Genomic DNA, 25,769 nt, shown 5'->3' with positions numbered 1-25,769 from the left:
GCCTTAGTTTTCCACGTCGAACATGTCGCGCAGGCCGTCGCCCAGCAGGTTGAAACCCAGCGTCACGTAAAGCACGGCCGCACCGGGGCAGAGCACTTCCCACCAGAAATCCGGCATGAACTGGCGCCCGTCGGCAACCATCGAACCGAGGTCGGGGGTCGGCGGCTTGACGCCGAAACCGAGGAAGCTCAGCGTTGCGCCGAACAGGATGACGAAGGCGGCATCCAGCGTCGTCTTGACCGATATGACCGAGACGCAATTGGGCAGGATTTCGCGAAAGAGAATGTGCAGCGGACCGGCGCCGGCAAGACGCGCCGCCTCGATATAGTCTTCGGAAGCGATGGACTTCGATACCGAATAGATCAGCCGCGCGTGCCAGGTCCACCATAGCAGCGTGATCGCGATCATGGCGTTCATCAGCGTCGGTTCCAGCAGGTTGGAGACCGCCAGCGCCATGACGAGCGGCGGCATGGCCAGCATCACATTCGTCAGGCCGCTGATGAGCTTCTCGGTCCAGCCACCGAAATAACCGGCGATGAGGCCAAGTACGGTGCCGACAGGCACCGAAATGCCGAGTACGCCGATGACGAGAAGCAGCGAGACCCGGAGCCCGAAGATTGTGCGGGAGAAGATATCGCGTCCGGCCTTATCGGTGCCGAACCAGTGCTCCAGATCCGGCGGCATGTGGCGGGCGCGGAAATCGACGACCGCGCCGATATGTTTGGGATAGGGCGTGAGCCATGGCGCGAAGACCGCCAGCACCAGCACCGATAGCAGGATCAGCGAGCCGATGACCGCCGCCGGATTGCGGCTGAAGCGATACCACATCATATAACCGGCGCTTAGGCCACGATCAGTGGGTTCGAGCATTTTCATATCAGCCATCAGCGAGCCTCCTTGCGGCGCAGGCGCGGATCGATGATCGAGATCAGGACATCCACGATCAGGTTCGCAACGATGAAGAACAGGCCGGCCACCAGCACCACGGCGGTCACGGCATTGAGGTCTTTCTGCAGGATGGCGTTCAGCCCGTAAGAAGCGAACCCGCCCCAGGCGAAGACCATCTCGATCACGAAGGCATTGCCGATCAGCGACGCGAATTCGAGGCCCATGATCGTCAGCGGCGCAATGGAAGAGAGCTTCAGCAGATAACGGAAGATGATGACCCGCTCCGGCACGCCGAAGCTTTGCAGGGTGAGCACATGGTCCTTGCGCTGGTTCTCGATCATCGAGGAGCGGGTGATACGGGTGATCTGGCCGATGCCGGCCATGGAAAGTGCGAAGGCCGGCAGTGCAAGGTGTTTCAGCGCATCGAGCACGACGTCGAAACGTCCGGCCAGCGTGCCGTCGATCAGGATGAAACCGGTCGGGCCACCCTGCCAGCCAAGCCCATGGTCGAGCCTGCCGATGATCGGCCAGCCGGAGAGAAAGCGGGCGGCCAGCAATTGCAGCGTGATGGCGAAAAGAAAGCTCGGGATCGTGACGCCGGTAAGCGACAGGATGCGACCGATATGGTCCAGCGGGCGGTCGCGATAATGCGCCGTGATGACGCCGAGCGGGATGGCGACGGCAAACATGAAGATGACCGAGACCAGCACGAGCTCCACGGTGGCCGGAACGGTCTGCGCCAAATCGGTAGTCACCGGGCGTTGCGACACCAGCGAGAAACCGAGATCGCCGTGCAGGGCATTGCCGATATAATCGAGATATTGGACGGCAAGCGGCTTATCGAGACCCATCTCGCCGCGCAGCGCGTCCACCTGCTCCTGCGTTGCCGCAGGACCGAGTGCCATGCGGGCGGGGTCGCCCGGCACCACGCGAGCCAGCACGAAAATCATGATGGACAGGGCGATCATGACCAGCACGAAGGTGCCGAGCCTGTTCAAAATCGCGACCAGCGGATGTTGCTGCATCGGTGGGACGTTCCTTGTGCATCGGTTGCGTGAGCACAAGTTTTCACCACATGTCCGTTTGAACAATTGCCGAAAGGTATAGTTTTTTGAAGAATGAGTATAGGTTTTTAAATCTGGATATCCTATCCTTTTCCCGATGACACTCCTGCCCCGTCCCCGCCTCTGCCACCGCATCGCCAGCGAAACCGCGGGCGTGGTATTTCTGCGCGCGCCGGCGGGTGCGGGAAAAAGCGTGCTGCTGGAGATGCTCGCAGAAGAACTGGGAACGCAGATATGCCGCACGCACCAGCCGCAAGGCGACGACGCGGCAAATGGCTGCCTGCTGTGGGACGTTCCAGTCTTTGCACGGGCGGTACGCATGCCCGCCCCCATTCTGGAATCGGTGCGTTTCGTCGTCATCGCCTGCCGGCCGGACCAGCGGATCAGCGGCATGGCGCGGCACATCCTGCATCGCGGCTCGCTCACCATAGGATCGGACGAACTGGCCTTCAGGCCGGATGAGGCGGAAAGCCTTCCGCCTGAACAGAAGCATCTGGCACTCGAGGATTATGCGGGGTGGCCGGCCTTCCTGTCGCTGGCGCGCCTGCCGGATGAAACGTTATGCGCCGACTATCTGCGCGAAAGCTATCTGCCGCATCTTTCCCCTGCCCAGACGGTCGAACTGTCCTTCTGGCTCGAAAATCCCTCCGCAGATCCAGATGCGGACTGGAGCAAGCTTCTGCCGCCCTTTCTGACGGGAAAACCAGATAATCACCACACGCTGATACGGCTTCTGACGGTTGCAGCAAAAGAACGCCTCGCCACATTGCAGGCCGGCAGCGCCGTAGTGGAAGTCGCTTCGGCGTTCGAAAAGGCAGGACGTTCGCTGGCCGCCATGGCCATGCTGCTGGACCGCGGTTACGAGACCCATGCCGCACAAATTCTCGAGCGCGCCGATGGCCGTGAGCTGATCTACAGGAGCAGCGTCGACCGCTTTCGCGAAATCATCATGCGGTTTTCGCAGGATATGATTGCAGCGAATGAGACCGTGCTATTTGCCGTCACTCGCGCGCTGCTGAAACAGGGTGAATTGCAACGCGTGCGCCATCTGCTCGGCAAAAGCCTCGGGTCGGATTACCTCGATCCGCTGAAGGTGCTTGCCCGTGGCTCGCGGTTTTCCTTCGCGGCCCGCACCTTCCGGCTGAACCTGATGATTGCCGAGGACCTGACGCCCAATGACGCGGTGATAACCCGTCTCGCCGAGTTCATGGCCGATTACCCCATGGACGACCACGGCAAATGGGCGGCCTATTACAATGCGCTGCTGGAATTCGAAATCCGCCGCCGCAATTTCCGCGAGGCCGAGGCGGCCGCCGCACGCGCTCTGATCTATCTGCGCAAGATGGGCGAACAGCCCCTCCTCGAGTTTTTCATCCACCTGCATCAGATCGTGCTGCGGTTGATGAGCGGCGATGTGCTTCTGGCCCGCCGGGCGGCGCAGGAGGCGCGTGCACGGCTGGAACAGGTGCCGCATGATGCCGTGCAGGAGTTCCGGATGTTGCGGCTGGCGGAAGCCTGCCTTGCCTATGAAGCGGGAAAACCGCGCGACCTGCTGCATTTCGTCGAGCACGAATTCGATCACTTCGCCGCTGCCGAAATCTGGCCGAGCCTGATGCAGTTTGCCCTGTTTTACGCCTCGCAGGTGTTGATCGACCATTTTCCGATGACCGTTCGTCCGGGCTTTCTCGATGGCCTGTGGATTCATCTTTCGGAAGGGCTGCAATTCCATGCAATGATGGAGATCAGGACGGCCATCGCCTATCAGAACGCCAACCGCTGGGCGGATGCCGCCGCGACGCTTTCGGCAATCCGCATGCCGATGGGCCGCAACTGGGTGGAGAGCGCCCATGAAGACCTTTCCCGCCTGACGCGGCGGGACGAAATCGCCTATGTCATGGCCTGGCTCCGCGATGCGGTGCATCTTTTCACGCCACGCGCCTATCTCTCCCGGCAGATTGACGCGATGATCGCCAATTCAAAGGTCACCAACCGCGAGAAGGTCGCGCTGAGAATCTGGCAGAGTTACGCCGCACACCAGCGCCGCGACAACGCCGCCGCCCGCGCCCATATACTCACCGCTCTTGAATCGGCAACCCGCCTTGGCTGCAATGGCGTCCTGTCGGAAGAACGCGTCTTCCTGTCGCCGCTTCTGAACAATCGCCGCATCCGCAGTTTCATCGAAACCTCTTCCGATGTCCGCGCCGCGCTGTCGATTTTCGCCGCCTCGGTCAACTCGCCACAGGCACGCGCCCTGCATGGCGGGCTTTCGCAGCGGGAGGCGCAGATGCTGCAACTGCTGGCCAGCGGCATGTCGAACAAGAAGATCGCCCAGACGCTCAATATCTCGGAAGTGACGGTGAAGTTTCACCTCGGCAACCTGTTCCGCAAGCTGGATTGCAAACGCCGCGCGGAGGCGATCCGCGCGGCGAAAGCACTGGGATGGCTGTAAAATTCAGCGGTTGTTCTTCTTGCGCCATTCGGCAAAAGAAGTCTGGTGCTCTTCCTTGGTGCATGGATAAAGCCCGATGATCGTCTGGCCGGCCTTGACCTGCTCCACCACGAAATCTTCGTAAGCCGTCATTTCCACAGCCTCGGTCGCCACGTCGTCGGCAATGCCCGCCGGGATGACGATAACGCAATCGGCATCACCAACAATGATATCGCCCGGAAAGACCGGCGCATCGCCGCAGCCGATCGGACCGTTGATCTCGATTGCCTCGTGTTTGGTCAGGTTAGTGGGGCTCGAAGGGCGGGTGTGGTAGGCGGGAATATCCAGCTCGGCGATAGTGGCGGCGTCACGAAAACCGCCATCGGAAACGATGCCGGCGCCGCCGCGAACCATCAGGCGGGTTACCAGAATATCGCCGGCCGAGGCGGCGGTCGCATCCTTGCGGCTGTCCATGACAAGCACATGGCCCGGGGGGCATGTTTCGATGGCGACGCGCTGCGGATGGGCGGGATTGCGGAATTCAACAAGCTGGTTGCGGTCTTCGCGGGCCGGCATGTAGCGCAGGGTAAAGGCCGGGCCCACCATGTTCTTGCCCTTGTAACCAAGCGGGCGCACGCCCTGAATGACCTGGTTGCGCAGACCCCGCTTGTAAAGCGCCGTCGCCAGCGTAGCGACGGAAATCGTCAGCAGTTTTTCGCGCGTTTCATTGTTCATGTTTGTCTCCTCGCAATGGCGGATGGATGTGTTTCAAGTCTTGTGAATGGGTTCGTCTGTGAAGATGCCACCCTGATATTTTGCGATCGCAGCCTCGGGATCGGGGCGCGGCACATCGCGTTCGATTTCCGCACGGTAGCGCGCGGCATTGTCGCGGCGCTGCCAGCCGAGAAAATCGACATGGGAATTGTCCCACCAGCTGTCGTCATTGGCGGAAACGCCCCAGATAACCGGGCAGCCGAGTTTCTGCACGCGGAAGGTGGCCTCGATCAGCGAGACGAAGTCGCCGTAGCTGAGCCAGGTCGACAACATCCGCCAGTTCGAGGGCTTTTCTTCGCAGGACCCGATACGGACGATGGCCGTCTCCTGGCCAAATTTGGAATGGTAGAGGTTTGCCATCGCCTCACCGAAAATCTTCGAGACGCCATAAAGGCCATCCGGCAGGAAAGGCGTTTCCGGCTCGAGCTGTTGTCCCTGCGGGTAATAACCGATCGTGTGGTTGCTGGAGGCGAAGAGAATGCGCGGCAGGCCGTTTTGTCTCGCCGCTTCGTAAAGATTGTAGACGCCGCGAAGATTGGCGGCCTCGATGGGATCAAAAGTTTTTTCCACCGAAATACCGCCGAGATGGACGATGCCGTCGCAGCCCTTCACCAGTTCATGAACCGCCGCTTCGTCTTCGAGCCGGCAGCGAAAAAGCTCCTCATGGGGGGCTGCCTCACCGAGATCGACGACATCCGAAAGGCGGATGGTCTCGGTGACATGGCCAAGTCGTCCGCGCAACATGCTGCCCAGCTTGCCGCCGGCGCCTGTGATGAGCAATCGCTTCAACATGATGGCGTCCTCAGAAAATATCGGGCTCGCCGGCGGTGCGGCCGAAATCCGTCTGCAGGAAGTCGAAATCGCAGCCTTGATCGGCCTGGGTGACATGCTTGGAGAAGAGATAACCATAACCGCGTTCATAACGCGGTGCGGGAGCCTGCCAGGCGGCGCGGCGGCTGGCGATTTCCTCTTCGCTGACCAGCATGTCGAGGCGACGCTGCGGCAGATCGAGGCGGACGATATCGCCGGTCTTCAGGAGCGCGAGCGGCCCGCCGACGAAGCTTTCCGGCGCGACATGCAGTACGCAGGCGCCATAGGAGGTGCCGGACATGCGGGCATCGGAAATGCGCACCATGTCGCGGTGGCCCTTCTTGATCAGCGCCTTGGGGATGGGCAGCATGCCCCATTCCGGAAATCCGGGACCGCCGAGCGGACCGGCGTTGCGCAGCACCAGAACATGATCCGGCGTGACATCGAGGTTCTCGTCATCAATCGCCTTCTTCATCTCGGGATAGCTGTCGAAAACCAGCGCGGGGCCTTCATGGATATGGTATTTCGGATCGCAGGCGGCAGGCTTTATGACGGCGCCGTCCGGGCAAAGATTGCCACGCAGCACCGCAAGCGAGCCTTCCGCATAGACCGGATTATCGAGCGAGCGGATGACGTCGTCATTATAGACCTTCGCGCCTTCGAGGTTCTCACCCATGCTGCGGCCGGTCACGGTGAGCGCCGAACAGTCGAGACGGCTTTCGAGCTGCTTCATCAGTGCGCGCAGGCCGCCGGCGTAATAGAAGTCCTCCATCAGATAGTCTTTGCCGGAGGGGCGGACATTGGCGATGAGCGGCGTGACCCGGCCAAGCTCGTCCAGCTCGTCCAGCGTCATCGGCACACCGGCGCGGCGCGCCATGGCGATCAGATGCACGACGGCATTGGTGGAGCAACCGGTCGCCATGGCGACGATGGCAGCGTTGCGAAACGCGGTCGCGGTCAGAATACGGTCCGGTGTCAGCTCCTCGGCCACCATTTCCACGATACGCCGGCCGCAACCTGCCGACATGCGCTGGTGTTCGGCATCCACCGCCGGAATGGAGGAAGCTCCCGGCAGGGTAAGGCCAAGGGCATCGGTGATGGCGGTCATGGTCGAGGCGGTGCCCATGGTCATGCACACACCGGCGGAGCGGGCGATGCCGCCCTGCACGCCGCGCCACTCATCGTCGGTTACGTTACCGGCACGGCGCTCGTCCCAATATTTCCAGGCGTCCGAACCCGAACCCAGCACCTTGCCGGCATAATTGCCGCGCAACATCGGGCCGGCCGGCAGATAGATCATCGGCACGCCGGCCGAGATCGCCCCCATCACGAGGCCGGGTGTCGTCTTGTCGCAACCGCCCATCAACACCACACCGTCAAGCGGATGCGAGCGGATCATTTCCTCCGTCTCCATCGCCAGCATGTTGCGGTAAAGCATCGATGTCGGCTTGGTGAAGCTCTCGTCCACCGAAAGCGAGGGCATTTCGACGGGGAAGCCACCGGCCTGCAGCACACCGCGTTTCACATCCTTCACCCTTTCAGGGAAATGCGAATGACAGGTATTCAGCTCCGACCAGGTGTTCAGGATACCGATGACGGGTTTGCCGACAAAATCCTCTTCCGCATAACCGAGCTGCATCATGCGTGAGCGGTGGCCAAAGCTGCGCAGGTCGTCGGGAGCAAACCAGCGGTCGGAACGGAGTTTTTTATCGGTCATGTCAATGGTCCTGCGTTGCGGGTTGCGCCTAAGGCTGTCAGTCCTGCCGGAGCGTCAGCCCGCTCGTCGTATCGAAAAGATGGATATGTTCCAGCGGTGCCGACAAACGGATGACTTCGTCTGCCGATGTCGAGGTCTGGCCGGAAAGATGCAGCGTCACCCTGGCGCCATCCCCGAGAGTACCGTAAAGATAGGACTCGCCGCCCAGTTGTTCGGCGGTGCGCACAGACATCGTCAGTGCACCTTCGCCACCCGCTTGCACATGGTTTGGGCGGATGCCGAGCGTCACTTTCTGGCCGGGCTTATAGGAAAAGCCGGTCTGCGGTAGCGGGATAAATTCGCCGGTTGCGATCTTCAGGGACGGCGTTGCATCCGAGGTCACTTCGCCGGCAAAGAAGTTCATCTTCGGCGAACCGATGAAGCCCGCCACGAAGAGATTGGCAGGGCGGTTATAAAGATCGAGCGGAACGCCGAATTGCTCCAGCTTGCCGGCGCGCAGAACGGCGATCTTGTCGGCCATGGTCATGGCCTCCACCTGATCATGCGTGACATAGATCATGGTATTGCCGAGACGCCGGTGCAGGCTGGAAATCTCGCCGCGCATGTCGACGCGCAGTTCCGCATCGAGGTTGGAAAGCGGCTCGTCGAAAAGGAACACGCGCGGCTCGCGCACGACGGCGCGGCCGATGGCGACGCGCTGGCGCTGGCCGCCCGACAGGTCCTTCGGACGACGCTCCAGCAGCTGGTCGATCTGCAGCATCTTGGAAACCTGGGAGATCTTTTCGGCGATGTCCTTTTTGGAGGTGCCGATGTTCTCAAGCCCGAAGGACAGGTTTTCGCGCACCGTCATATGCGGATAAAGGGCATAGGACTGGAACACCATGGCAAGGCCGCGATCCGCCGCCGGCACCGTGTTGACCACGTCCCCGCCGATGACGATATCGCCGCCGCTCAACTCCTCGAGACCCGAGATCATGCGCAGCAGGGTCGACTTGCCGCAGCCGGAAGGGCCGACGAAAACGCAGAATTCACCGTGTTTGATATCGAGATCCACACCCTTGATCACATCGAGGGCGCCATATGTCTTTTTGACCTGACGAAGCTGAATACTTGCCATTGTCGTGTTTCCTCCCTGAGGATTATTTGCCGCCCGTCGATGCAATGCCGGTGGCGATGTATTTTTGCAGGAACATGAAGACCAGCGCGATGGGGGCGAGTGTCAGCACCGTCATGGCCAGAAGATTGCTCCATTCCGTCGTCATCTCCCCCTGGAAGGAGTTGAGCGCCAGCTGCAGGGTGAAGTTGTCGTTTCGCGTCAGCACGATCAGCGGCCAGAGGAAGTCGTTCCAGCGCCACATGATCGCAAGGATCGCCAGAACGGCGAGCGCCGGTGCCGAAAGCGGCAGGATGATGCGCCAGTAGATCTTCCACTCGCTGGCCTTGTCCATGCGCGCCGCATCGAGGATTTCATCCGGGATCGTCAGCATGTATTGCCGCAGCAGGAAGACGCCTGTCGGTGTTGCCGCGCCGGGAATGATGACGCCCCAGAGACTGTTGATCATGCCGAGCTGGCTGGTGATGAGAAACAGCGGCACAAGCACGACGGTCTGCGGGATCATCAGCGTGCCGACAACCAGCGCCAGCACCACGCCCCTGCCCTTGAACTGGTATTTCGAGAGCGCGAAGGCCGCCATGGAATTGACGATCAGCATGATGATGGTTGACGTCACCGTGATGAAGGTCGAGTTCCAGAAATAGAGCGGGAAATTGAAGCGCTGGAAAAGCTCGGAATAGTTTTCCGTCGCCAGCGCCACCTTTTCAGCCGGTTTCAGCTCGTTGAACGGCATCTTCAGGACTTCGGCTGGCTTGGCCGGATCGACCACCTGGGCCACGAGGCCGATGCGGCGGACCATGCCGAACTTGCGGCCATCCTTGTCGACATAGGCCGGCAGCGGCGCTGCCTGCCCATCCACCACCACGGTTTCCTGCGTATAGGGCAGGAGGCGCGGCGGGAAACGCTGGAGATCGGCTTCCGTCTTGAACGAGGAGAGCACGAGCCAGACAACGGGACCGAACATCATCAGCACCGCCACGCCGAGATAGGCGTAGGACAGCCAGTCGGTCCAGTGCAGCTTGCCGTTGCGGCCGCGGGTACGGGTCAGAAATGCGCCAATCCTAGCCATCGACCTTGCTCCTGTTTGCCCGGAATTGCAGGGCGGTCAGCACCACCAGCACCACGGCGAGCAGCAGCGAAGCGGCAGCCGCAAGGCCGAAATTGCGGGGCGTCCCGGCAAAGCCGGTCTGATAGATGAACTGAATGATGAAGGTGGTCGCCGAACCGGGGCCGCCACCCGTGAAGGCAAAGACTTCATCGAAGGTCTGCACGCCCTTGATGAGCGACAGGACGAGAACGACGAGCATGGTGGGCGCAAGCAGCGGCAGCGTGATACGCCGGAAGATGCGCCACGGGCTTGCCTTGTCAAGCTGGGCCGCCTCATAGACATCGCGCGGGATCGCCTGCAGGCCGGCCAGAAGAATGAGCGTGTAGAAACCCATATGCGCCCAGACCGACAGGAACACGGACCAGCCGAAGGCAAGATTGGCTTCAAGCAGCCAATCGACCGAACCGAGACCGAGCCCCTCCATCGCTGCGTTAAGAACGCCGAAACGCTGGAGAATCCACTTCCAGATCAGCGCGACGACGACGGGCGAGAGCAAAACCGGGAAGAAGAACACCGCGCGGAAGAACCCGCGCGCCCGGATATCGTGGTTAAGCACGATGGCCGTGATCAGCGAAAAGCCGACCATGAAACCCACCTGCAGAACGACGAAGAAAACCGTGTTCCAGACCGAGCGCCAGAACAGGTCGCGCTGACAGGAATTGGGGTCGAGATAGTTCTGACAGGAAAGAAGGACCGAAAAGTTTTCGCCGCCCACCGAAGGGCGTTCGGAAAGCAATATGTGTTCGCTGCCGGTCACGGAATAGGCCATGTTCAGCAGGATCGGCAGAAAGGCGAAGACCGCGAACAGGATCAGGTTGGGCGTGAGAAACACCCAGGCGATCCGCCGGTGGCCGAGAACCTTCTGCAGGAAGGCAAAGGGCAGTTCGACGATGCCCATGACGGGCGCAAGAAATTTATACATGAGGGTCCTCCTTCGATCCGGCGCGGCGCGGCATGCGCCGCGCCGGAAGGCGATGGATCACTTCGCCTGTTTCAACGCTTCCTCGAGGTCCGTCTTCGCGCGGGCCATCGCCTCATCGACGGTGCTTTCACCGACGATGGCCTGCGTGATGCGCTGGACGGAGATGTTGAACATGGCGCGATTGTTCTTGTAACCCTGATAGGTATAGGCAATCGGGCTGAGGCCGGGGATCTGGTCCAGCCAGGCGTTCATGGCCTTCTGCGTCGCAGGCGTCGCACCGGTGTAGGTCACGCCCTTGTCGGCCACGGCCTTATGGGCCGGAACGTTGCGGGTGCGCACGGTGAAGTCGAGATAATTCTCGTCCTGAGCGAGGAAGTTCAGGATATCGGCAACGATCTTCGGGTTCTTGGTCTGCTTGAAGCCGACGATGCCGGTACCACCAGGCATGCCGGTGCAGGCTGCGCCACCGCAGGGCTGCGGCACGACTTCCCAGTCGAACGCATCGCCGACCTGGCTGTCGAAACGCGCGGTCTGCCAGCTGCCGGAATAATAATAGACCAGCTGCCCGTTGATGAATTCCTGCGCGGCATCGCGATAGGTATTGCCGCCCTGCCCGGCCCAGACGTCACGCGCCATGGTGCCGTCCTTGTTCCATTCCACGAATTTCTTCACGAAAGTCGTGAAACCTTCATCGACGAGAATGGGCTTGCCGTCCGCATCAAAAATTTTCGCGCCGTAGGAAATGGCCGGACCGGCGATACGGTGGCCGGAACGGTCGATGGCCATCGGGTATGGCGTGCCGGTTGCCTTGGCGACGGCATTGGCAGCCTTCGCCCAGTCATCCAGCGTCGCATCCTTGCCGGGTACCGCCACATTGGCCTGATCGAACAAAGTGCGGTTGATGAAGGCGCCGGTGATGGTGAGCTGGGTATGCATGCCGTAAATGCCCTTGTCGTCTGGGCCGCTGCGATACCATTTCAGCACGTTGGAGAAATTATCTTCCCAATATTTCGCATCCACATAAGGTGTGAGATCGAGATAATAGCGATTGAGGCCGCCAAGGTCGGTCACGGTTGCGAAATCCGGGCCGCTGCCGCCGGCAAGCTGCACGGGCAGGCCTTCCAGCAGCGCCTTGTAGGGCACAACGTCGGTGACAATCTTCACGTCCGGATGCTGCTTTTCGTAACGGGCGAGAATGTCTTTCAGAATTTCGCAGCCGTTGCCGTCATAAGCGCAGGTGAAACGCACTTCCTGGGCCGCCTGAGCGGCGCCTGCAAAGGACGCCGCGCCAATGGCGAGCGCCAATGCCATGCTGTATTTACCGATCATCTCTTTTCCTCCCTTAGATGATTATGCGTTGGCGGATGCGCGCGGAGCCCAGCCCTTGATCCAATCGCCTTCTGCGGCGTCGGACAGACGGACCGGCTTTCCTTCCCGCACCGAGCGATAGATGGCGGTGACGAGTTCGATGGACTGCAAGCCATCGTTCACAGTCACTTCCTTGCCGCCGCGTCCTTCCATCGCGTCGGCAATGGCCTCGACAAAACCGGCAAAGCCGTTTTCGCCATCGGCGACCGTTGCCAGAACGGCGTCGATCTGGTCCTGTGTGGTCGGTGCACGGGCGATGAAACGCCATGTGTCTTCGGCCGGGCGATAGGGCAGCGTGCCGCTCTCGGCGGTGAAGCCTTCGAAGCAGAAACGCAGGCGGGACGTATCTTCGGCGGCACCGAGCGTCACCGAGCTGGTCGCCAGCGCACCGCTTTTCATGCGAAAGCTGAGCGCCGCGCAGTCTTCGGTTTCGATCGTGTTGACGCGCGTATCGGCCATGGCGAACACTTCGTCGACCGGGCCGAGAACATGGCAGAGAAGATCATGGGCGTGGATGGCGTGGCCGAGGATCGCGCCGCCGCACTCGCCCTTCCACGTACCGCGCCACGGAATGTCGTAATAGCTGGCGCCACGGTTCCAGTGAACTTCCGAACTCGCGACAAAGGCCTTGCCCGCAAGGCCGGCATCGATGAGCGCACGAAGCTGCCGCATCGCATGTCCGAAACGGTACTGGAAGACGGGAAACACGCCACGGCCGGTCTTCTTGACGGAGTCGATCAGCGCATTTGCCTCTTCAAGCGAGCGGACCAGCGGCTTTTCGCAGACGACATCCTTGCCCGCCGCATGCGCCTTCAGCGTCACGGGGAAATGCAGGTGCGGCGGCAGGCAGACGTCGATGAGCTGGATGCTCTCATCCGCCAGAATCTCATCGAGATCGGTCGTCAGGCGAATGGACGTATCCTCGCCCGCCACGGAGCGCGCGCGCTCCAGATCGAGGTCGCAGATAGCCTTAACGGAGAAGCGCTCCGGCAACGCCTGATAACCCTTCAGATGCAGGGCGCCGATGCCGGCACCAACGATTGCAACGCCAATCATGCCTTTGCTCCCTCGGCCTTGGCCTGCGCCTGCAGCGACAGATCGCATACCTTGAACACATGCTCCTGCGTCATCGCCGTTTCGGTGCGGTTGCGGATGTCGTCGCACAGGCGGCCGAAATAGGGCAGACCAGCACCGGAGGCATCGATATATTCGCAGCGGTCGCCATTCACGAGAATGAGACGGTCGGTGCCTTCCTTGTTGCCGACATCGACATATTTACGCAGCTCGATGTAGCCCTCGGTGCCGAGGATCGTCAGGCGGCCGTCGCCCCAGGTCGGCAGCGCATCCGGCGTGTACCAGTCGACGCGGATATAGCCGTGGCCCTTGTCGCCGCGCAGCACCACTTCGCCGAAATCCTGCAAGCCGGGATCGCGCGGGTTGGCATAGTTGGCAACGGTGGCAGCCACGATCTCCACTTCGGTCGAGCCGGTGAAGAACATGAACTGGTCGATCTGGTGGCTGGCGATATCGGTGATAATGCCGCCATAGGCTTCGCGCTCGAAGAACCATTTCGGGCGGATCTGGCGGTTCAGACGATGCGGGCCGAGGCCGACGGTCTGAATGACGCGGCCAATCGCACCCTGCGCAACGAGTTCGGCCGCCTTGGTCACGCTCGGGACTTCAAAACGCTCGGAGAAATCGACGGTCCAGATGCGCTTGGTCTTCGCCACGGTCTGGCGAAGGCGATCAAGCTGTTCGAAGGTAGTGCAGCCCGGCTTGTCGGACATGACATCCTTGCCGGCTTCCATGGCGGCGATGGCAAGATCGGCGCGCTTGGAGGGAATGTCAGCGATCAGCACGAGATCGATGCCGCCATCGGCCAGCAGAACTTCTTTGGAGGCCGCTCGCGGCACATCCGGGAAGCGCTTGACGAAGCCTTCCACCACGTCTGGCTCGCCTTCGGTCCACCAGCCGGCGAATTCTGCGCCGGCATCCAGCATGTTCTGGGCCATGCCGAAAATATGCCGGTGCTCTATGCCGAGAGCGACGAACTTGATTGCTTTAGTCATCCTGCAGTTCCACTTCCTTGCCGGTGTCGGCCGAGTTGATGATCGCGTCGATCAATCTGTGAGACAAAAGAGCCGCTTCACCGGTGACGACCGGGGCGCGCCCTGAGGAGATGGCGTCTGCGAAATCTTCGAAGACGCCCTGATGCCATTCATGCGTGAAAGCCATGGGGTCGGCGCCGCCGCCCGTGCCGGATGCCGCGCCGCCAAAGGTCTCCTGCCGGCCATCGCGCCAGTCGACATGCAGGAGGCCCGAGGCGAGCCGCAGGCTGGCATTGTAGAAATGCAGGACAATCGATTCCGGAGCACCGGGGAAACTTGCGGTGCTTGCCACCAGCGAACCGATGGCGCCATTCTTGAAACGAAGGCCGGCCGCGACATAGTCCTCGGTTTCCATGCGATGAAACCGTGTCGTCGCCGCCATGGCCTGAACGCGCGAGACCGGCCCGGCAAGGCTGAGCGCCAGATCGATGGTGTGGATTGCCTGGGAGATCAGAACACCGCCGCCGTCGCGCGCCAGCGTGCCGCGGCCGGGTTCATCATAATAGGATTGCGCGCGCCACCACGGCACGGAAATTTCGCAAAGACCGAGCGCTCCGAGCGTCCCGCCATCGACCAACTCACGGGCTTTTTGCGATGCAGCCCGCATGCGGTGCTGGAAGATGATGCCGAGCGTGACGCCCGCGTCACGACAGAGGGCGACAAGGCCGCCGGCTTCCTGCGTGTTACGGGCGACGGGCTTTTCCATCAGAATGTGTTTGCCCGCCTTTGCGAGCTGTCCGACGATATCGATGCGGGCATTCGGCGGCGTTGCGACGATGGCGAAATCGACATCCGCATCGCGTGCGGCTTCCTCGACCGAGGAATAAACGACGACCTCATATCCGGTATGTTTCGACGCTTCGGCGGCCAGCGCACTGGCGCGGCCGGAGCCGCCATCGACTAAACCCTTCAGGCGAATTTTTTCCGGACTTGCCGCACAGGCGAGCACATGCGTCTTCGCCACCATTCCAGCGCCAACGATGACGCAGGTCTTGATATTTTGCATTTCGGGAGCCTCCTTCCCAATAAGCGATCATTTGCATACCGGTATGCCGGTTGTCAACAGACTTGTGTTCCGGTATACCGGTTATGAAAACGCTGGAGGGTATATGCCGAAAATTCCCGTAACAGGTGGCACCGTGCCGACAATGGAGCGACTGGACCTTAACCGTCCGGTCGTTGACCAGATATATTCCGCGCTGAAATCGGCCATTCTTTCCCGGGAGCTCTTTCCCGGCCAGGCGGTTTCGGAAAACGAGATCGGACAGTTGTTCAATTCCAGTCGAACGCCGGTGCGCGAAGCGCTGAGCCGCCTGCGGGATGACGGCCTGATCGTCACCCTGCCAAGCCGTGGCACCTATGTCTCCAGATTATCGGAAAAGCACATTCGCAGCGCGCAGTTCATCCGCGAGGCGCTGGAGGTCGCTGCGGTTTGCAGGCTGTGCCAGATCGGCATAACGGCGGAGGCCGAGCAGGAGATTGAACACGCCCTCACCGGCCAGCGCGCAGCCATGCACCGCGGAGACAGAAAGGCTTTCCGTGTGCATGACGACCAGTTCCACAGCGCGCTTGCCGCCGCGACAGGGCTTGAGAGGCTGGAGACGCTGTTGATCCGCGAAAAGGCGGGGCTGGACCGCCTGCGCGCGCTCGCCATCACCGACGAGGCGCATATGGCGCGGCTGCTCTCCGAACATGAGGCGGTTTACGATGCGATCAAGGCCGGGGACGAAGCCCGCGCGACCGATGGTTTGCGCAGGCACCTGAGACGCGTCCTCGGCATTCTTTCGCAGGTTTTCGAGAACCACCAGGACTATTTCGAATAATTCCGCGCCATCATCTTCAACGGTTCGAGCATCATGAATACGGCAAATCCTGAAAAAGCGCTTGCCATGTCGCAGGCGAAACTTCTGTGCGACACGATGAGCACACTTGCGGAATCCCCCGTTTGGGATGAGCAGCGACAGGTGCTTTTCTGGTGCGATATACTCGGCGGGACGGTGCGGTCCGCAGCGCTTGAGCCCGGCCTCTATCGCGAATGGGCGTTTCCCCATACGGTCTCGAGTCTCGGTCTCTGTCAGAACGGCGATCTCATCGTCGCCTGCGGTATGGATATTGTCATCCTCGATCCGGAGAGCGGCGAAACACGCCTTCTCCACTCCCTCCCGTCACCGGACGGCATTCCCTGCCGGCTGAATGACGGACGGGTCGGCCCCGACGGCGCCTTCTGGGTGGGAACCATGCACAATGTGCCACTCACGGACATGGAGCCCCATGGTGAACTCTGGCGGATCACCGAAAAAAGCGCCGAGCGCATGCAGACCGGCCTGACATGCCCGAACGGTCTCGCCTTTTCCCCGGACGGCTCTATCATGTGGCAGAGCGATTCCGTCCAGAAATGGATACGCCGGCGAAAATTCGACAGCAGGAACGGCACATTCGATGAGGGCGTGCTGGTGGCCCGGATGACGGAAGAGACGGGAAGACCCGATGGCGGCTGTCTCGACAGCAGCGGCACCTATTACAGCGCTGGCGTTTCCGCCGGCCTGTTGAACGTTTTCACACACGATGGCAAGCATGCGGAGGTGCTCGCAACGCCCGTCCCGCACCCCACCATGCCGTGCTTCGGAGGACCTGATTTCAGCATCCTTTTCCTGACGTCACACCGCCACAACATGTCCGAAGACCGGCTGGCGAAAGCACCGTTTTCGGGCGGCGTCTGGGCGATCCCGACACAGACGAAAGGCTTTGCCGCCTTCCGTTTTGGCGAAGGTGGATAGAGCCCGGAAACCGGACCCAGATTCCTACTCCTCACGGAAGGCGCGGCTGATCTGGTCGGTCAGCGGCTTGGCGATATAGGACAGCGCCGTCCTTTCGCTGGTCTGAATGAACGCCTCGGCCGGCATGCCCGGCACCAGCGGCGCATTGTTCAACTTCTGCCGCTCAGAAACCGGCACGGAAATCCGCGCCAGATAATAGGAGAGACCGCTGCGCTGATCGGTGGTGATATCCGCCGCGATGCGGCTGACATGGCCTTCCAGTTCCGGCGTGACGCGCTGGTTGAAGGCGGTCATGCGCAGCATGGCCTTTTGCCCCACCTTAAGCTGATCGATATCCTTCGGCACGATCTGCACCTCCAGCGCCAGCTCGTCTCCGTCAGGCACGATGAGCATGATCGGATCCGCCGGCGTCACCACGCCGCCCACGGTGTGCACGGCCATTTCATGCACCATGCCGGATTGCGGCGCGACGATATCGATGCGCTTCAGCTCGTCTTCGGCGGCAACCTTGCGCTCGACGAATTCGCCCATCTGCGCCTGTATCTCCCGCAGTTCCCGCCCGACCTCGGTGCGCAATTCCTGATCGATCTGCAGGATTTGCAGCCTGGTTTCGGTGATGCGCCCTGCCGTCTGCGCCTGATAGGCGATTTTTTCGCCGCGCTCGCCGCCGAATGTCGCGGCCTGCGTCTGCAGGCTGTTCAGCCTCTGCACCGAAACGATACCCTGTTCGCGCAGGGATTTCTGCGAGGTGATTTCAGCCTCCAGCACGGCAAGGCCGTTATCATAGGCGACTTCCTGCGCCTTCAGCCCCTCAATCTCATGTTCGAACTGGGTGATGCGTTCGGAAAGCTGTGCTTTGCGCCCTTCGCGATAGGATTTGCGGAATTCGAACAGCTTGGTCTCGCTGCGCATGGCGGAGGCGACATCGGCATCGTCTTTTCGCGCCATCAGCGCCTGCGGAAAAACGAGCTCCGGCAGATCGTCGCGCTCGGCCTCCAGTCTTGCCATGCGCGCATTCAGCTCATCCAGACGCTTGGTCACGATGGCGAGATTGGCGCGGGTCTGGGTCGCATCAAGGCGCATGACCACATCGCCGGCCTTCACCCTGTCGCCCTCATTCACGAGAATTTCGCCAACGACACCGCCGCTCGGGTGCTGCACCTTCTTGCTATAGGAATCCACTACCAGATGGCCGGAGGCGACAACCGCGCCGGCAAGATTGGTCGTCGCAGCCCATCCGCCGACACCGGCCAGCAGCGCTACACCCGCGGCAAGGCCGGCAACAAGATGTTTGCGGATGGAGCGGGACACATGGCTGCGCTGGTCAATGTTTGACATCCGCATCTCCTTCCTGGCTGTTCTCTTCACGGACGTCTTCCAGCACCAACGCCTGCGGCTGGGTATTGGCGACGACACGCAGCGGCGAGATCGTCTGGGCGGATGCAGTAAATCCCTTGGCCGCCTGCGCCTGCGGAACGCGCAGTACCTTCGACAGAACCTCGTCACGCGGGCCGAAGGCCTTCATCCGCCCCTCTTCCATCATCAAAATGAAATCGACAGCACCGATGGCGCTCGGCCGGTGGGCGACGACGACGGCAATACCGCCCCGCGCCTTGACCGAGGAAATCGCCTTGACCACGGCGGCTTCGCCTTCCGCATCGAGATTGGCGTTGGGTTCATCTAGCACCACGATGAAGGGCTTGCGGTATAGCGCGCGGGCAAGGCCGATGCGCTGGCGCTGCCCGGCGGAAAGCGCCGAACCCGCCTCGCCGATATCGCTGTCATAACCCTTTTCGAAACGCAGGATCAGTTCATGCGCACCCGCAGCCCTGGCCGCCGCGATGATGGCGTCAGGATCGGGATTATCCTCGAAACGGGAGATATTTTCACCGATCGTGCCATCGAACAGCTCCACGCCCTGCGGCAGATAGCCGATATGGCGGCCGAGCGCCTCACGGTCCCACTGCTCGAAACTTGCACCGTCGAGCCGCACCTTGCCGGCCGCCGGCATCCACGCGCCGGTGAGAATGCGCGCGAGCGTGGATTTGCCCGAGCCGGAGGGGCCGATGACGCCGAGCGCGTTTCCGGCGGTCACGATGAAGCCAAGCCCGGTGGCGGTCGGTTTTCTTTCCCCCGGCGGGACGATGGTGACGTTTTCGACCCGCAGTTCCTTTTCAGGCTTCGGCAGGGCCATGGCGGCGGCATTGGCCGGCATCTGTGCAAAAAGCTCCCTCAGCCGCGCCCAGCTCTGCCGGGCAGCCACGAAGGACTTCCAGTTGGAAATGGCGAGATCAACGGGCGCCAGCGCCCGGCCCATCATGATCGAACTGGCGATCATCACGCCGCCGGAGGCCTCCTGATTGATGACCAGCCAAGCGCCGACCGCCAGAATGGCCGATTGCAGCACGACCCGCAAAGACTTCGCGATATTGCCGAGACCGCCCGCCACATCTCCGGCCTTGCGATTGGCAGCGAGATAGGCCTCGTTGGAAATTTGCCAGCGTTTTCCGAGCCGGCCGCCAAGCCCCATGGCCTGCACGACTTCGGCATTGCGGCGCGAGGCCTCCAGCTGCCGGTTGCGGGCCATATTCTCGACCATGGTGTCGCGGATCGGCTTCTGCGAAAAGATATTGGTGAGGATCGTGAGGGAGACAAGCAATATAGCGCCGGCAAGCGCCGTCACGCCGATCCAGAAATGAAACAGAAAACATATGCCGAGATAAAGCGGCATCCACGGCAGATCGAAAAAGGCCGTCGGCCCCGTGCCGGAGAGAAAACCGCGCACATTGTCGAGATCGCGCAGCGGCTGGAGACCGTCGCCCGGCATGCGGTTGACGAGCGGCAGGCGCACCACCGCATCATGCACCCTGCCGGAATAACGCATGTCGAAATCTTCACCGATGCGGATCAGAACGCGAGCGCGGATGATATCGAGCAGGCACTGGAAGCCGTAAAGGCCAAGCGCGAGAATGGCGATCCCGACCAGCGTCGGCAGGCTGCCGCTTGCCAGAACCCGGTCATAAACCTGCAACATGAAGAGCGGCGACGTGAGCGCGAGTATATTGACCACACCGCTGACGAGCGCAACGCCTAGAAACGTGCTTTTAAGGGGCGAAACAACCGCCGCAGTGAGGGACTGCGGCGGCGTCTGCTGGTGGTTTTGAAAGCCCACAGCCTTATTTTCCTTTACGCGGCAAGCGCCGATGCGCTGGCGAAAATGAAGTCCGATGCGTCGAGCACATTTGCATCGACGCCATTCAGTGTGACGGAGACGGACGTGTCTGTGGCAGAAAGGATAACGGCATTTCCGTTATCATTATACCACAACAAATCGTCCACCGAAGTTGCGCCCCACGCGGAGACATCGAGCGTATCCGTGCCGTCCTGATAGCCATAGGTTCCGGTCGGGCCGGCCTGCACGACATCGTTGCCGCCGGAGAATACGAAGGTGTCTGCGCCGGCAAAACCGGTCAGGGTGTTGGAGGCAGCCGTATCCTCGATCACCGTGCCGGTGGCGGCAAAGTAATCATAGAAGCCCGCCAGCGAGCCGAAGCGGGCAAGCTGGTAGACGGCGAGATCGAGAAGATCGCGGGCACCGGCGAGCGAATAGGCGCTGTCGGGATCGATCAGCAGTTCCTGCTGGCTGACGGCGATGCCGCTGGTGGACTGGCTGTAGCCGGTGCCCAGAACGATGCTGTCGACCGAACCCGTCAGGTTGCCCTGGGAGTACTGCAGAGCGCCGCTCATGACGATGCCCTTGCCGCCGGAGCTGCCATCGCCCCACGCCTCATAGGTCGTGTTCGGATCGATGGTGGTGGTGGCGAGAGAGCTGGTCTGAGCGTCGTAGAACGCACCATAGGTCGAACCGAAACCGCTCGTCCAACCGTTGAGGTAGCCGATCAGATCGGAGGAAGACTGCGTCAGTTGAATTGTGGTAGCCATAGGTGTACTCCTTTGCTGGCCAATATCGATACCTTCGTCCTGTGGCGAAGGCGTTTCATCTCCGGGACGGGCTGCAACCCAGCCCGGAGAATTTCTTCCACGGTTCAGAACTTCACGTTCATCGTCGCGATAAAGGTGCGGCCCGGCGCCGTGTAAGCGCTGGCTGCCGGGATGTATTTGCGGTCCGTCAGGTTGTTGACGGCAAAGCGAAGCGTGGCCTTGTCGTTGAAGGCATAGGAACCGTAGAGATCCACCGTCGTGTAGGGATCGGTCACCTCGCGCAGATTGCCTTCCGTATCCAGCGTGCGCGACTGTGTCGGCGTAACGTGGTTGAGCCTTGCGCCCAGCGAGAATTTTTCATCGAAGAAACGCATGCCGCCATCGAGCGTCAGCTTCACCTTGGGCGCGACGTCGCCCGGCCAGGCAACGATTTCGCCCGTTGTGGTGGTCGTGCCGTTGGAAAAAACCTGCGTCTTTTCAGGCCATTCTGTTTTCAGAAAGGTTGCCGAACCGCCGATCCAGAAACTGCGGGCATCGTAATTGCCCTCGAATTCAAGCCCGCGCATATAGGTCGTGCCGTCCAGATTGACGAAGCTGGTATAGGTGCGGTCGAGGACCTGATCCGTAACGAGATAACCGAGCGCGATATAGTCCTTCACCTCGCGGCGAAAGGCGGCCATTTTGATGCGAATGGAATCGTCGTCCAGCAGCACGCCGTCGAAGCTCATATTCGCGCCGACTTCGTAGGTCGTCGCTTTTTCCGCACGCAGGGCCTGGTTCGGAGCATATTCGTATCCGGGGCTGTCGCCCGGACGCGCACCGGCGAAAAACGCCTCGAGAATTGTCGGCGGACGCAGGCTCTGGGAATAGCTCACATAGGGGCGGAACCAGTCGACGGGTTTCAGTTCGATGGTGGCGGAGGGCAGCCAGGCGCTGTAGGTGCGATCGATATCGACATTGTGCTCAGGGTATTCAGTGACCGGTATCGGCGGTGTGGTTGTACCGGTTCCAGGCATGCAGCCCGCCGAAGCATTAGGCCAAGCACGCGCCAGATAGAGCGCGTAGCGCGTAGCCCAACTCGGGTTGGCGGGGAGGAATACCTGATTGAAATAGTCCAGCGCCGTATAGTGGTTGCGAACGGGATCGCATGGAACAGACGTGTCTACGAGATAACTATGGGTGCTGTAATAAGTGGCTGACCCTTTCAGGCGCGACCAATCATAACGCACACCGCCGCTGAGCGTGATCCAATCCGCGGGCTCCAGTTCCCCGTTTAAAAACAGGCTTGCGACATCACGCCTTCCTGCGGGGCTGAAAGCCGTGTAGCTGCTGGCATAAGTAGGATTTTGCGCAATTGTGGCACTCGTGGCCACAGAGGTAGCAATATCCCGGAAGGCTTCCGCTCCATAATTTAAGCTGAGTGCACCCGCCTTGGTGTCGAAACGACTGGTATTTTCCAGGCTCCCGCCGAAACTGCGCAGGCCCATGTCAAGGTTGGTTTCCGCAGCGTACCCAGGGCTTCCATCAGGTTTGTCGCGCGCCGCCCGCAGTTCATGCGTCATATTATCGTTCAGCCAAAGCGACGACTTGAAGTCGATGAGTTCGCTTTCCGGATCCCAGTCCAGCTTTGCCACGACGCTGTCGTTTCGCACACTTTCCCTGTCCATAACGTTGTACGAGCCGTGGACGAAATCATTCTGCTGGTGCATCCACGACAACGACGTTTGCACATCGCCAAAGTCGCCTTCCCCCTTGACAAAGGTCGACCAGCCATCCCTGCCAAGCAGGTCCTTCATCGTCAACGCTGTGCTCCGGGCCTCGCCCTTCGTTCCAATCTTGTATTCATCCATGATGGTGCGGCTGTAGCCTGCGACGAAGGAGACAGGGGTATCTGGAGAGCGAACAGCAGCCAGAACAGAGCCCTGAAAATCATAACCATTGGTGCCGCGGGAAACATTCACTTCCCCGCCCTTGTTTTCACCCTCGGCAATCAGATCGTCGGCGCTGACGGTTCGGAACTCGACCTTGCCGCCCAGAGAGCCGGCATTACCCGACCGCGCATTGGTTATTTTTTCGATCTCGACGGCACGGATGAAAGCGACATCCACATAGCCCTGCCCGGCACTCGCAGTATAGCTTGCGGTGCCGCCAAAAGTCGCACCACGCTGCGCATTCTGCCGCGCCCCGTCGATTGAGACGACCACGCGGCCGCTTTCCTGCAAACCGCGCACATTGGGCGAAACGGTTGGGAAGCTGCCGTTGCCTTCGCCGGCATAAACCCCGGAAACCCGGTTGAAAACATCGCGCGTGTTGCGCACGCCGGCCGACTGGATCGCCTCACGGCCGACCACGCTGACACTGGCGGGCGTTTCATAAACCCAGTCGGGTGTCCCCTGATAACCGGAACCGGCAATGGAGTTGCGCCCGGTCTTGCCGGTCAGGGTAATGGTTTCCAGAACCGTCGTACCCTCCGCCGCGGAAAGATCGACGGTCGATTGCCCCGTGCCGATGACGACGGTTCTGCCATTGCCGGCGATACGGAAATTGACGCCCGTTCCCGCCAGCAACCGTGACAGCGCCTCCCGCACCGTGAAACTGCCGGTAACGGCATTGGTGCGCACATTGCCCGCCGCCGGCGTGGCCAGCGTGACCTGAAGGCCGGATTGCCGCCCGAAAGCACCCACGACCGATGACAGCGACTGGGCGGGAATATTGAACGGCCGCGTCACCCCCTGCTCGCCGCCGGGACGCTGGGAATTGGCGGTATCTGCTCCGGTCTGGGCCAGAACGGGCGTCGCGAATGAAACGACGACCGCCGTTGTCGCCAGCAGCACGGCCCTGCGAGCCTGCTTTGCTGCTTTTTCCCCTGAACCGGTCTTGCATGTCTGGAGGCGCATATTGCTTTTGTCTTCCTGTCTTTCGCTCCGGATATATCTTGACCGGATTACTCAACAAAAAGACGATTGCCTCGTCGATTTTTTTCAGGCTTTCGGAAGAAATTTTATAAATTACTGAAAATAAATATGATTTTTTGTTTCGGAATATTTCAGAAGCGGGTGATGATGCGGGCGCTGCCGCCAATCGCATGCACCTTGCCCTTATAGGGTTCCACCAGGGCTTCCAGCGCGCGATCCGGGTCGCGCAGATCGTAAAACCCTGTCACCCTCTGCTCCGCAAGCCGCTTGTCGGCCATGGTCAGCCATGCCGGGTGGTAGCGCTGGATCTGCTCCACGACCGAGCCTATCGTCGCATCGACCACATAGAGTTCGCCGTTTCGCCAGCCGCCAATATCCTCGACGGAAACAGTCTCTTTGCGGATCGCGCCGGAAGCGTCGACAATCAGCATCTCGCCCGGCACCAGCCGCGTTGGCGGCGCATTGCGGAAGGACGCTTCCACGGAACCATGCGCCAGCGCCACCTGGGTTACGCCATCCGTCAGGTCCACGTCGAAAGCCGTGCCCAGCACCTGAACGGTCACGTTTTTTGCCTCCACGACGAAGGGACGCGTTTTGTCCGGCACGACGTCGAAAAAGGCTTCCCCCTTCAGCACCGTCACATTGCGACGGTCATTCGTGAAATCCGTTGAAAGCGCACTCGCGGCGGCAAGCTGCACTTTGCTGCCGTCTTCGAGGGTGATCGTGCGGCTTTCGGCGGTGGTGGTCTGATAGTCCGCCTCCAGGCGAACGAAAAATGCCGGAACGAACAGCACCGCAAGACAGAGGGACGCCGCCGCCACGGCCGCGCCGGCATAATGCCGCACAGACCAGCGCCGCCGTTGCGGCTTTGTCACGGCCTTGCCGGGCAGATGCGGCGCATCTTCCCAGAGGTTCTTAAATTCCGGCTCCACGAGGCCGAGGTTCCGCCATGTCCTGCATGTTCGTTCCCAGGCGAGACGGTTTGCCGGCGCTGCCGCCAGCCATTGCTCGAATTCCGCCTTCAGCCGCGGTTCCGCCGAGCCAGACTGCAAACGCAGCAGCCAGTCGGCCGCCTCTTCCGCCTTACCGGCCGGCAATTCAATTTTTTTCTCTGGATCAATGGTCATTGAACCGGGCCAGTTCCTTTGCGGGGCGCAGCAGAAGCGTCGTCTTCTGCATTGCTATAAAGACGTTTGAGGAAGAGATTTTTTTCACGGGGCGGGACAATCGGGACTATTTTACTTCATTTCTTTGGTAATCGCGGCAATGCTGCCCTTGATCAGACGATGTGCGCTGGCCACGGACACGCCGAGGTGACGCGCAATCTCCTCCATATTGTAACCACCGAATCTGTGCATTTCCAATGCCACCCGCGCCTGAACCGGCAGGCCGGCCAAAATAGTCCGCATCTGCCGGACTTCGTCACAGAAAAGGGCATGCTCCTCCGGCGTACCATTGTCCTGCGGCATGCCCCAGAACGGCGTATCGTCCGGCCGTTCCCGAAGGTCCTGGCGGCTGCGCCGGCGATTGTCTAGCGCAAGATTGCGAACGATGCGGAAGAGATAGGATTTGAGATTGGAAGGATTGCCGGAGGCTTCGGGAACGAATTTCAGGAATGCTTCCTGAACCACGTCCTCCGCATCCGCCCGCGACCCCAGAATGAGGGTGGCGTATTTGATCAGGTCGACCCTATGCGCGACGTAAGCGTTATAACGCTTGTCATCTTCCCGTATGCCCATGTCTCAACCGAGAGAAATTTCAAGGATCGACGAAACCTGCCGCCCCCGAATGGCCGCGCAGTTCTGCCGCTCAAAGCTCTAGCATCCAAACCGCG

Annotated in this window: 21 protein-coding genes; 3 read left to right on the top strand and 18 right to left on the bottom strand. The window is 60.8% G+C overall.

The genetic code is table 11. The annotated features are described in order from the left end of the window. Window positions 1-3 precede the first annotated feature (3 nt). Both EM858_RS03060 and EM858_RS03055 read right to left on the bottom strand, forming a co-directional pair. Window positions 4-885 carry an ABC transporter permease gene (locus EM858_RS03060; protein ID WP_127755771.1) on the bottom strand — a complete coding sequence of 294 codons (882 nt, stop codon included), beginning with the start codon at window positions 883-885 and terminating at the stop codon, window positions 4-6. Then, the gene (locus EM858_RS03055; RefSeq protein WP_059753288.1) at window positions 885-1,913 is read right to left on the bottom strand and encodes an ABC transporter permease; all 1,029 of its coding nucleotides are present in this window, start codon (window positions 1,911-1,913) and stop codon (window positions 885-887) included. The genes EM858_RS03060 and EM858_RS03055 overlap by 1 nt, the downstream gene beginning before the upstream one ends. A gap of 136 nt (window positions 1,914-2,049) precedes the next feature. On the opposite strand from EM858_RS03055, the gene EM858_RS03050 reads away from it, so the two are divergent. Continuing rightward, a complete protein-coding gene (locus EM858_RS03050) occupies window positions 2,050-4,401 on the top strand; it encodes a LuxR C-terminal-related transcriptional regulator (RefSeq protein ID WP_164865282.1) in 2,352 nt (783 codons plus the stop codon). A gap of 3 nt (window positions 4,402-4,404) precedes the next feature. Here EM858_RS03050 and EM858_RS03045 read toward each other — a convergent pair whose 3' ends face one another. The 10 genes from EM858_RS03045 to EM858_RS03000 are packed head-to-tail and all read right to left on the bottom strand — an operon-like array spanning window position 4,405 to window position 15,307. Further along, a complete protein-coding gene (locus EM858_RS03045) occupies window positions 4,405-5,115 on the bottom strand; it encodes a ribonuclease activity regulator RraA (protein WP_127755770.1) in 711 nt (236 codons plus the stop codon). Between the two features lie 33 nt (window positions 5,116-5,148). Continuing rightward, window positions 5,149-5,946, bottom strand: a complete 798-nt coding sequence (locus EM858_RS03040; RefSeq protein ID WP_127755769.1) for an NAD(P)-dependent oxidoreductase — start codon at window positions 5,944-5,946, stop codon at window positions 5,149-5,151. 10 nt (window positions 5,947-5,956) lie between these two features. Next, window positions 5,957-7,681 (bottom strand): L-arabinonate dehydratase, encoded by a 1,725-nt coding sequence (gene araD / locus EM858_RS03035; RefSeq protein ID WP_127755768.1) that lies wholly within the window; start codon window positions 7,679-7,681, stop codon window positions 5,957-5,959. 37 nt (window positions 7,682-7,718) lie between these two features. Next, the gene (ugpC, locus tag EM858_RS03030; protein ID WP_080819187.1) at window positions 7,719-8,798 is read right to left on the bottom strand and encodes a sn-glycerol-3-phosphate ABC transporter ATP-binding protein UgpC; all 1,080 of its coding nucleotides are present in this window, start codon (window positions 8,796-8,798) and stop codon (window positions 7,719-7,721) included. Window positions 8,799-8,820: 22 nt separating this feature from the next. Beyond that, on the bottom strand, window positions 8,821-9,864 hold the full coding sequence (locus tag EM858_RS03025) for a carbohydrate ABC transporter permease (RefSeq protein ID WP_127755767.1): 1,044 nt from the start codon (window positions 9,862-9,864) through the stop codon (window positions 8,821-8,823). Further along, entirely contained in the window at window positions 9,857-10,825 is a 969-nt protein-coding gene (locus EM858_RS03020) for a sugar ABC transporter permease (RefSeq protein WP_127755766.1), read from the bottom strand. The genes EM858_RS03025 and EM858_RS03020 overlap by 8 nt, the downstream gene beginning before the upstream one ends. A gap of 57 nt (window positions 10,826-10,882) precedes the next feature. Next, window positions 10,883-12,154, bottom strand: a complete 1,272-nt coding sequence (locus EM858_RS03015) for an ABC transporter substrate-binding protein (RefSeq protein ID WP_052818960.1) — start codon at window positions 12,152-12,154, stop codon at window positions 10,883-10,885. 21 nt (window positions 12,155-12,175) lie between these two features. After that, window positions 12,176-13,249: a Gfo/Idh/MocA family oxidoreductase gene (locus EM858_RS03010; RefSeq protein WP_127755765.1), complete on the bottom strand. Its 1,074-nt coding sequence runs from the start codon at window positions 13,247-13,249 to the stop codon at window positions 12,176-12,178. Further along, complete coding sequence (locus EM858_RS03005) at window positions 13,246-14,262, bottom strand: Gfo/Idh/MocA family oxidoreductase (RefSeq protein ID WP_127755764.1); 1,017 nt, start codon at window positions 14,260-14,262, stop codon at window positions 13,246-13,248. The genes EM858_RS03010 and EM858_RS03005 overlap by 4 nt, the downstream gene beginning before the upstream one ends. Continuing rightward, window positions 14,255-15,307 (bottom strand): Gfo/Idh/MocA family oxidoreductase, encoded by a 1,053-nt coding sequence (locus tag EM858_RS03000; RefSeq protein ID WP_127755763.1) that lies wholly within the window; start codon window positions 15,305-15,307, stop codon window positions 14,255-14,257. Before EM858_RS03000 ends, EM858_RS03005 begins: the two co-directional genes overlap by 8 nt. A 103-nt stretch (window positions 15,308-15,410) precedes the next feature. On the opposite strand from EM858_RS03000, the gene EM858_RS02995 reads away from it, so the two are divergent. Further along, on the top strand, window positions 15,411-16,124 hold the full coding sequence (locus EM858_RS02995; RefSeq protein WP_127755762.1) for a GntR family transcriptional regulator: 714 nt from the start codon (window positions 15,411-15,413) through the stop codon (window positions 16,122-16,124). A gap of 33 nt (window positions 16,125-16,157) precedes the next feature. Further along, complete coding sequence (locus EM858_RS02990) at window positions 16,158-17,078, top strand: SMP-30/gluconolactonase/LRE family protein (protein WP_164865281.1); 921 nt, start codon at window positions 16,158-16,160, stop codon at window positions 17,076-17,078. A 24-nt stretch (window positions 17,079-17,102) separates the two neighbouring features. Here the strand turns inward: EM858_RS02990 and EM858_RS02985 are convergent, their stop codons facing one another. From EM858_RS02985 to EM858_RS02960, 6 genes are all read right to left on the bottom strand, one after another. Then, window positions 17,103-18,416, bottom strand: coding sequence for an HlyD family type I secretion periplasmic adaptor subunit (locus EM858_RS02985; protein WP_127755761.1), 1,314 nt, complete (start codon window positions 18,414-18,416; stop codon window positions 17,103-17,105). Next, complete coding sequence (locus EM858_RS02980; protein ID WP_127755760.1) at window positions 18,403-20,250, bottom strand: type I secretion system permease/ATPase; 1,848 nt, start codon at window positions 20,248-20,250, stop codon at window positions 18,403-18,405. The genes EM858_RS02985 and EM858_RS02980 overlap by 14 nt, the downstream gene beginning before the upstream one ends. A 14-nt stretch (window positions 20,251-20,264) precedes the next feature. Then, the gene (locus EM858_RS02975) at window positions 20,265-21,020 is read right to left on the bottom strand and encodes a hypothetical protein (protein WP_006698641.1); all 756 of its coding nucleotides are present in this window, start codon (window positions 21,018-21,020) and stop codon (window positions 20,265-20,267) included. 104 nt (window positions 21,021-21,124) lie between these two features. Then, window positions 21,125-23,917 carry a TonB-dependent receptor gene (locus tag EM858_RS02970; protein WP_127755759.1) on the bottom strand — a complete coding sequence of 931 codons (2,793 nt, stop codon included), beginning with the start codon at window positions 23,915-23,917 and terminating at the stop codon, window positions 21,125-21,127. 149 nt (window positions 23,918-24,066) lie between these two features. After that, entirely contained in the window at window positions 24,067-25,062 is a 996-nt protein-coding gene (locus tag EM858_RS02965; RefSeq protein ID WP_127755758.1) for a FecR family protein, read from the bottom strand. 111 nt (window positions 25,063-25,173) lie between these two features. Next, window positions 25,174-25,674, bottom strand: a complete 501-nt coding sequence (locus EM858_RS02960; RefSeq protein WP_127755757.1) for an RNA polymerase sigma factor — start codon at window positions 25,672-25,674, stop codon at window positions 25,174-25,176. Window positions 25,675-25,769: the final 95 nt, after the last annotated feature.

Source organism: Agrobacterium sp. CNPSo 2736 (assembly GCF_004005385.1).
Classification (GTDB): domain Bacteria; phylum Pseudomonadota; class Alphaproteobacteria; order Rhizobiales; family Rhizobiaceae; genus Agrobacterium; species Agrobacterium leguminum.
The sequence above is the reverse complement of the archived record's forward strand: the minus strand, read 5'-3'. Positions and strand labels throughout refer to the sequence as shown.

Excerpts from the sequence above, each read along its gene's own strand:
- EM858_RS03015 (WP_052818960.1), bottom strand. The coding sequence starts at position 12,154 with ATGATCGGTAAATACAGCATGGCATTGGCGCTCGCCATTGGCGCGGCG.
- EM858_RS03020 (WP_127755766.1), bottom strand. The coding sequence starts at position 10,825 with ATGTATAAATTTCTTGCGCCCGTCATGGGCATCGTCGAACTGCCCTTT.
- EM858_RS02995 (WP_127755762.1), top strand. The coding sequence starts at position 15,411 with ATGCCGAAAATTCCCGTAACAGGTGGCACCGTGCCGACAATGGAGCGA.
- EM858_RS03055 (WP_059753288.1), bottom strand. The coding sequence starts at position 1,913 with ATGCAGCAACATCCGCTGGTCGCGATTTTGAACAGGCTCGGCACCTTC.
- EM858_RS03060 (WP_127755771.1), bottom strand. The coding sequence starts at position 885 with ATGGCTGATATGAAAATGCTCGAACCCACTGATCGTGGCCTAAGCGCC.
- EM858_RS02975 (WP_006698641.1), bottom strand. The coding sequence starts at position 21,020 with ATGGCTACCACAATTCAACTGACGCAGTCTTCCTCCGATCTGATCGGC.
- EM858_RS03010 (WP_127755765.1), bottom strand. The coding sequence starts at position 13,249 with ATGATTGGCGTTGCAATCGTTGGTGCCGGCATCGGCGCCCTGCATCTG.
- EM858_RS02990 (WP_164865281.1), top strand. The coding sequence starts at position 16,158 with ATGAATACGGCAAATCCTGAAAAAGCGCTTGCCATGTCGCAGGCGAAA.
- EM858_RS03000 (WP_127755763.1), bottom strand. The coding sequence starts at position 15,307 with ATGCAAAATATCAAGACCTGCGTCATCGTTGGCGCTGGAATGGTGGCG.
- EM858_RS03025 (WP_127755767.1), bottom strand. The coding sequence starts at position 9,864 with ATGGCTAGGATTGGCGCATTTCTGACCCGTACCCGCGGCCGCAACGGC.
- EM858_RS02965 (WP_127755758.1), bottom strand. The coding sequence starts at position 25,062 with ATGACCATTGATCCAGAGAAAAAAATTGAATTGCCGGCCGGTAAGGCG.
- EM858_RS02970 (WP_127755759.1), bottom strand. The coding sequence starts at position 23,917 with ATGCGCCTCCAGACATGCAAGACCGGTTCAGGGGAAAAAGCAGCAAAG.
- EM858_RS03005 (WP_127755764.1), bottom strand. The coding sequence starts at position 14,262 with ATGACTAAAGCAATCAAGTTCGTCGCTCTCGGCATAGAGCACCGGCAT.
- EM858_RS03040 (WP_127755769.1), bottom strand. The coding sequence starts at position 5,946 with ATGTTGAAGCGATTGCTCATCACAGGCGCCGGCGGCAAGCTGGGCAGC.
- EM858_RS02960 (WP_127755757.1), bottom strand. The coding sequence starts at position 25,674 with ATGGGCATACGGGAAGATGACAAGCGTTATAACGCTTACGTCGCGCAT.
- EM858_RS02985 (WP_127755761.1), bottom strand. The coding sequence starts at position 18,416 with ATGTCAAACATTGACCAGCGCAGCCATGTGTCCCGCTCCATCCGCAAA.
- ugpC (WP_080819187.1), bottom strand. The coding sequence starts at position 8,798 with ATGGCAAGTATTCAGCTTCGTCAGGTCAAAAAGACATATGGCGCCCTC.
- EM858_RS03045 (WP_127755770.1), bottom strand. The coding sequence starts at position 5,115 with ATGAACAATGAAACGCGCGAAAAACTGCTGACGATTTCCGTCGCTACG.
- araD (WP_127755768.1), bottom strand. The coding sequence starts at position 7,681 with ATGACCGATAAAAAACTCCGTTCCGACCGCTGGTTTGCTCCCGACGAC.
- EM858_RS03050 (WP_164865282.1), top strand. The coding sequence starts at position 2,050 with ATGACACTCCTGCCCCGTCCCCGCCTCTGCCACCGCATCGCCAGCGAA.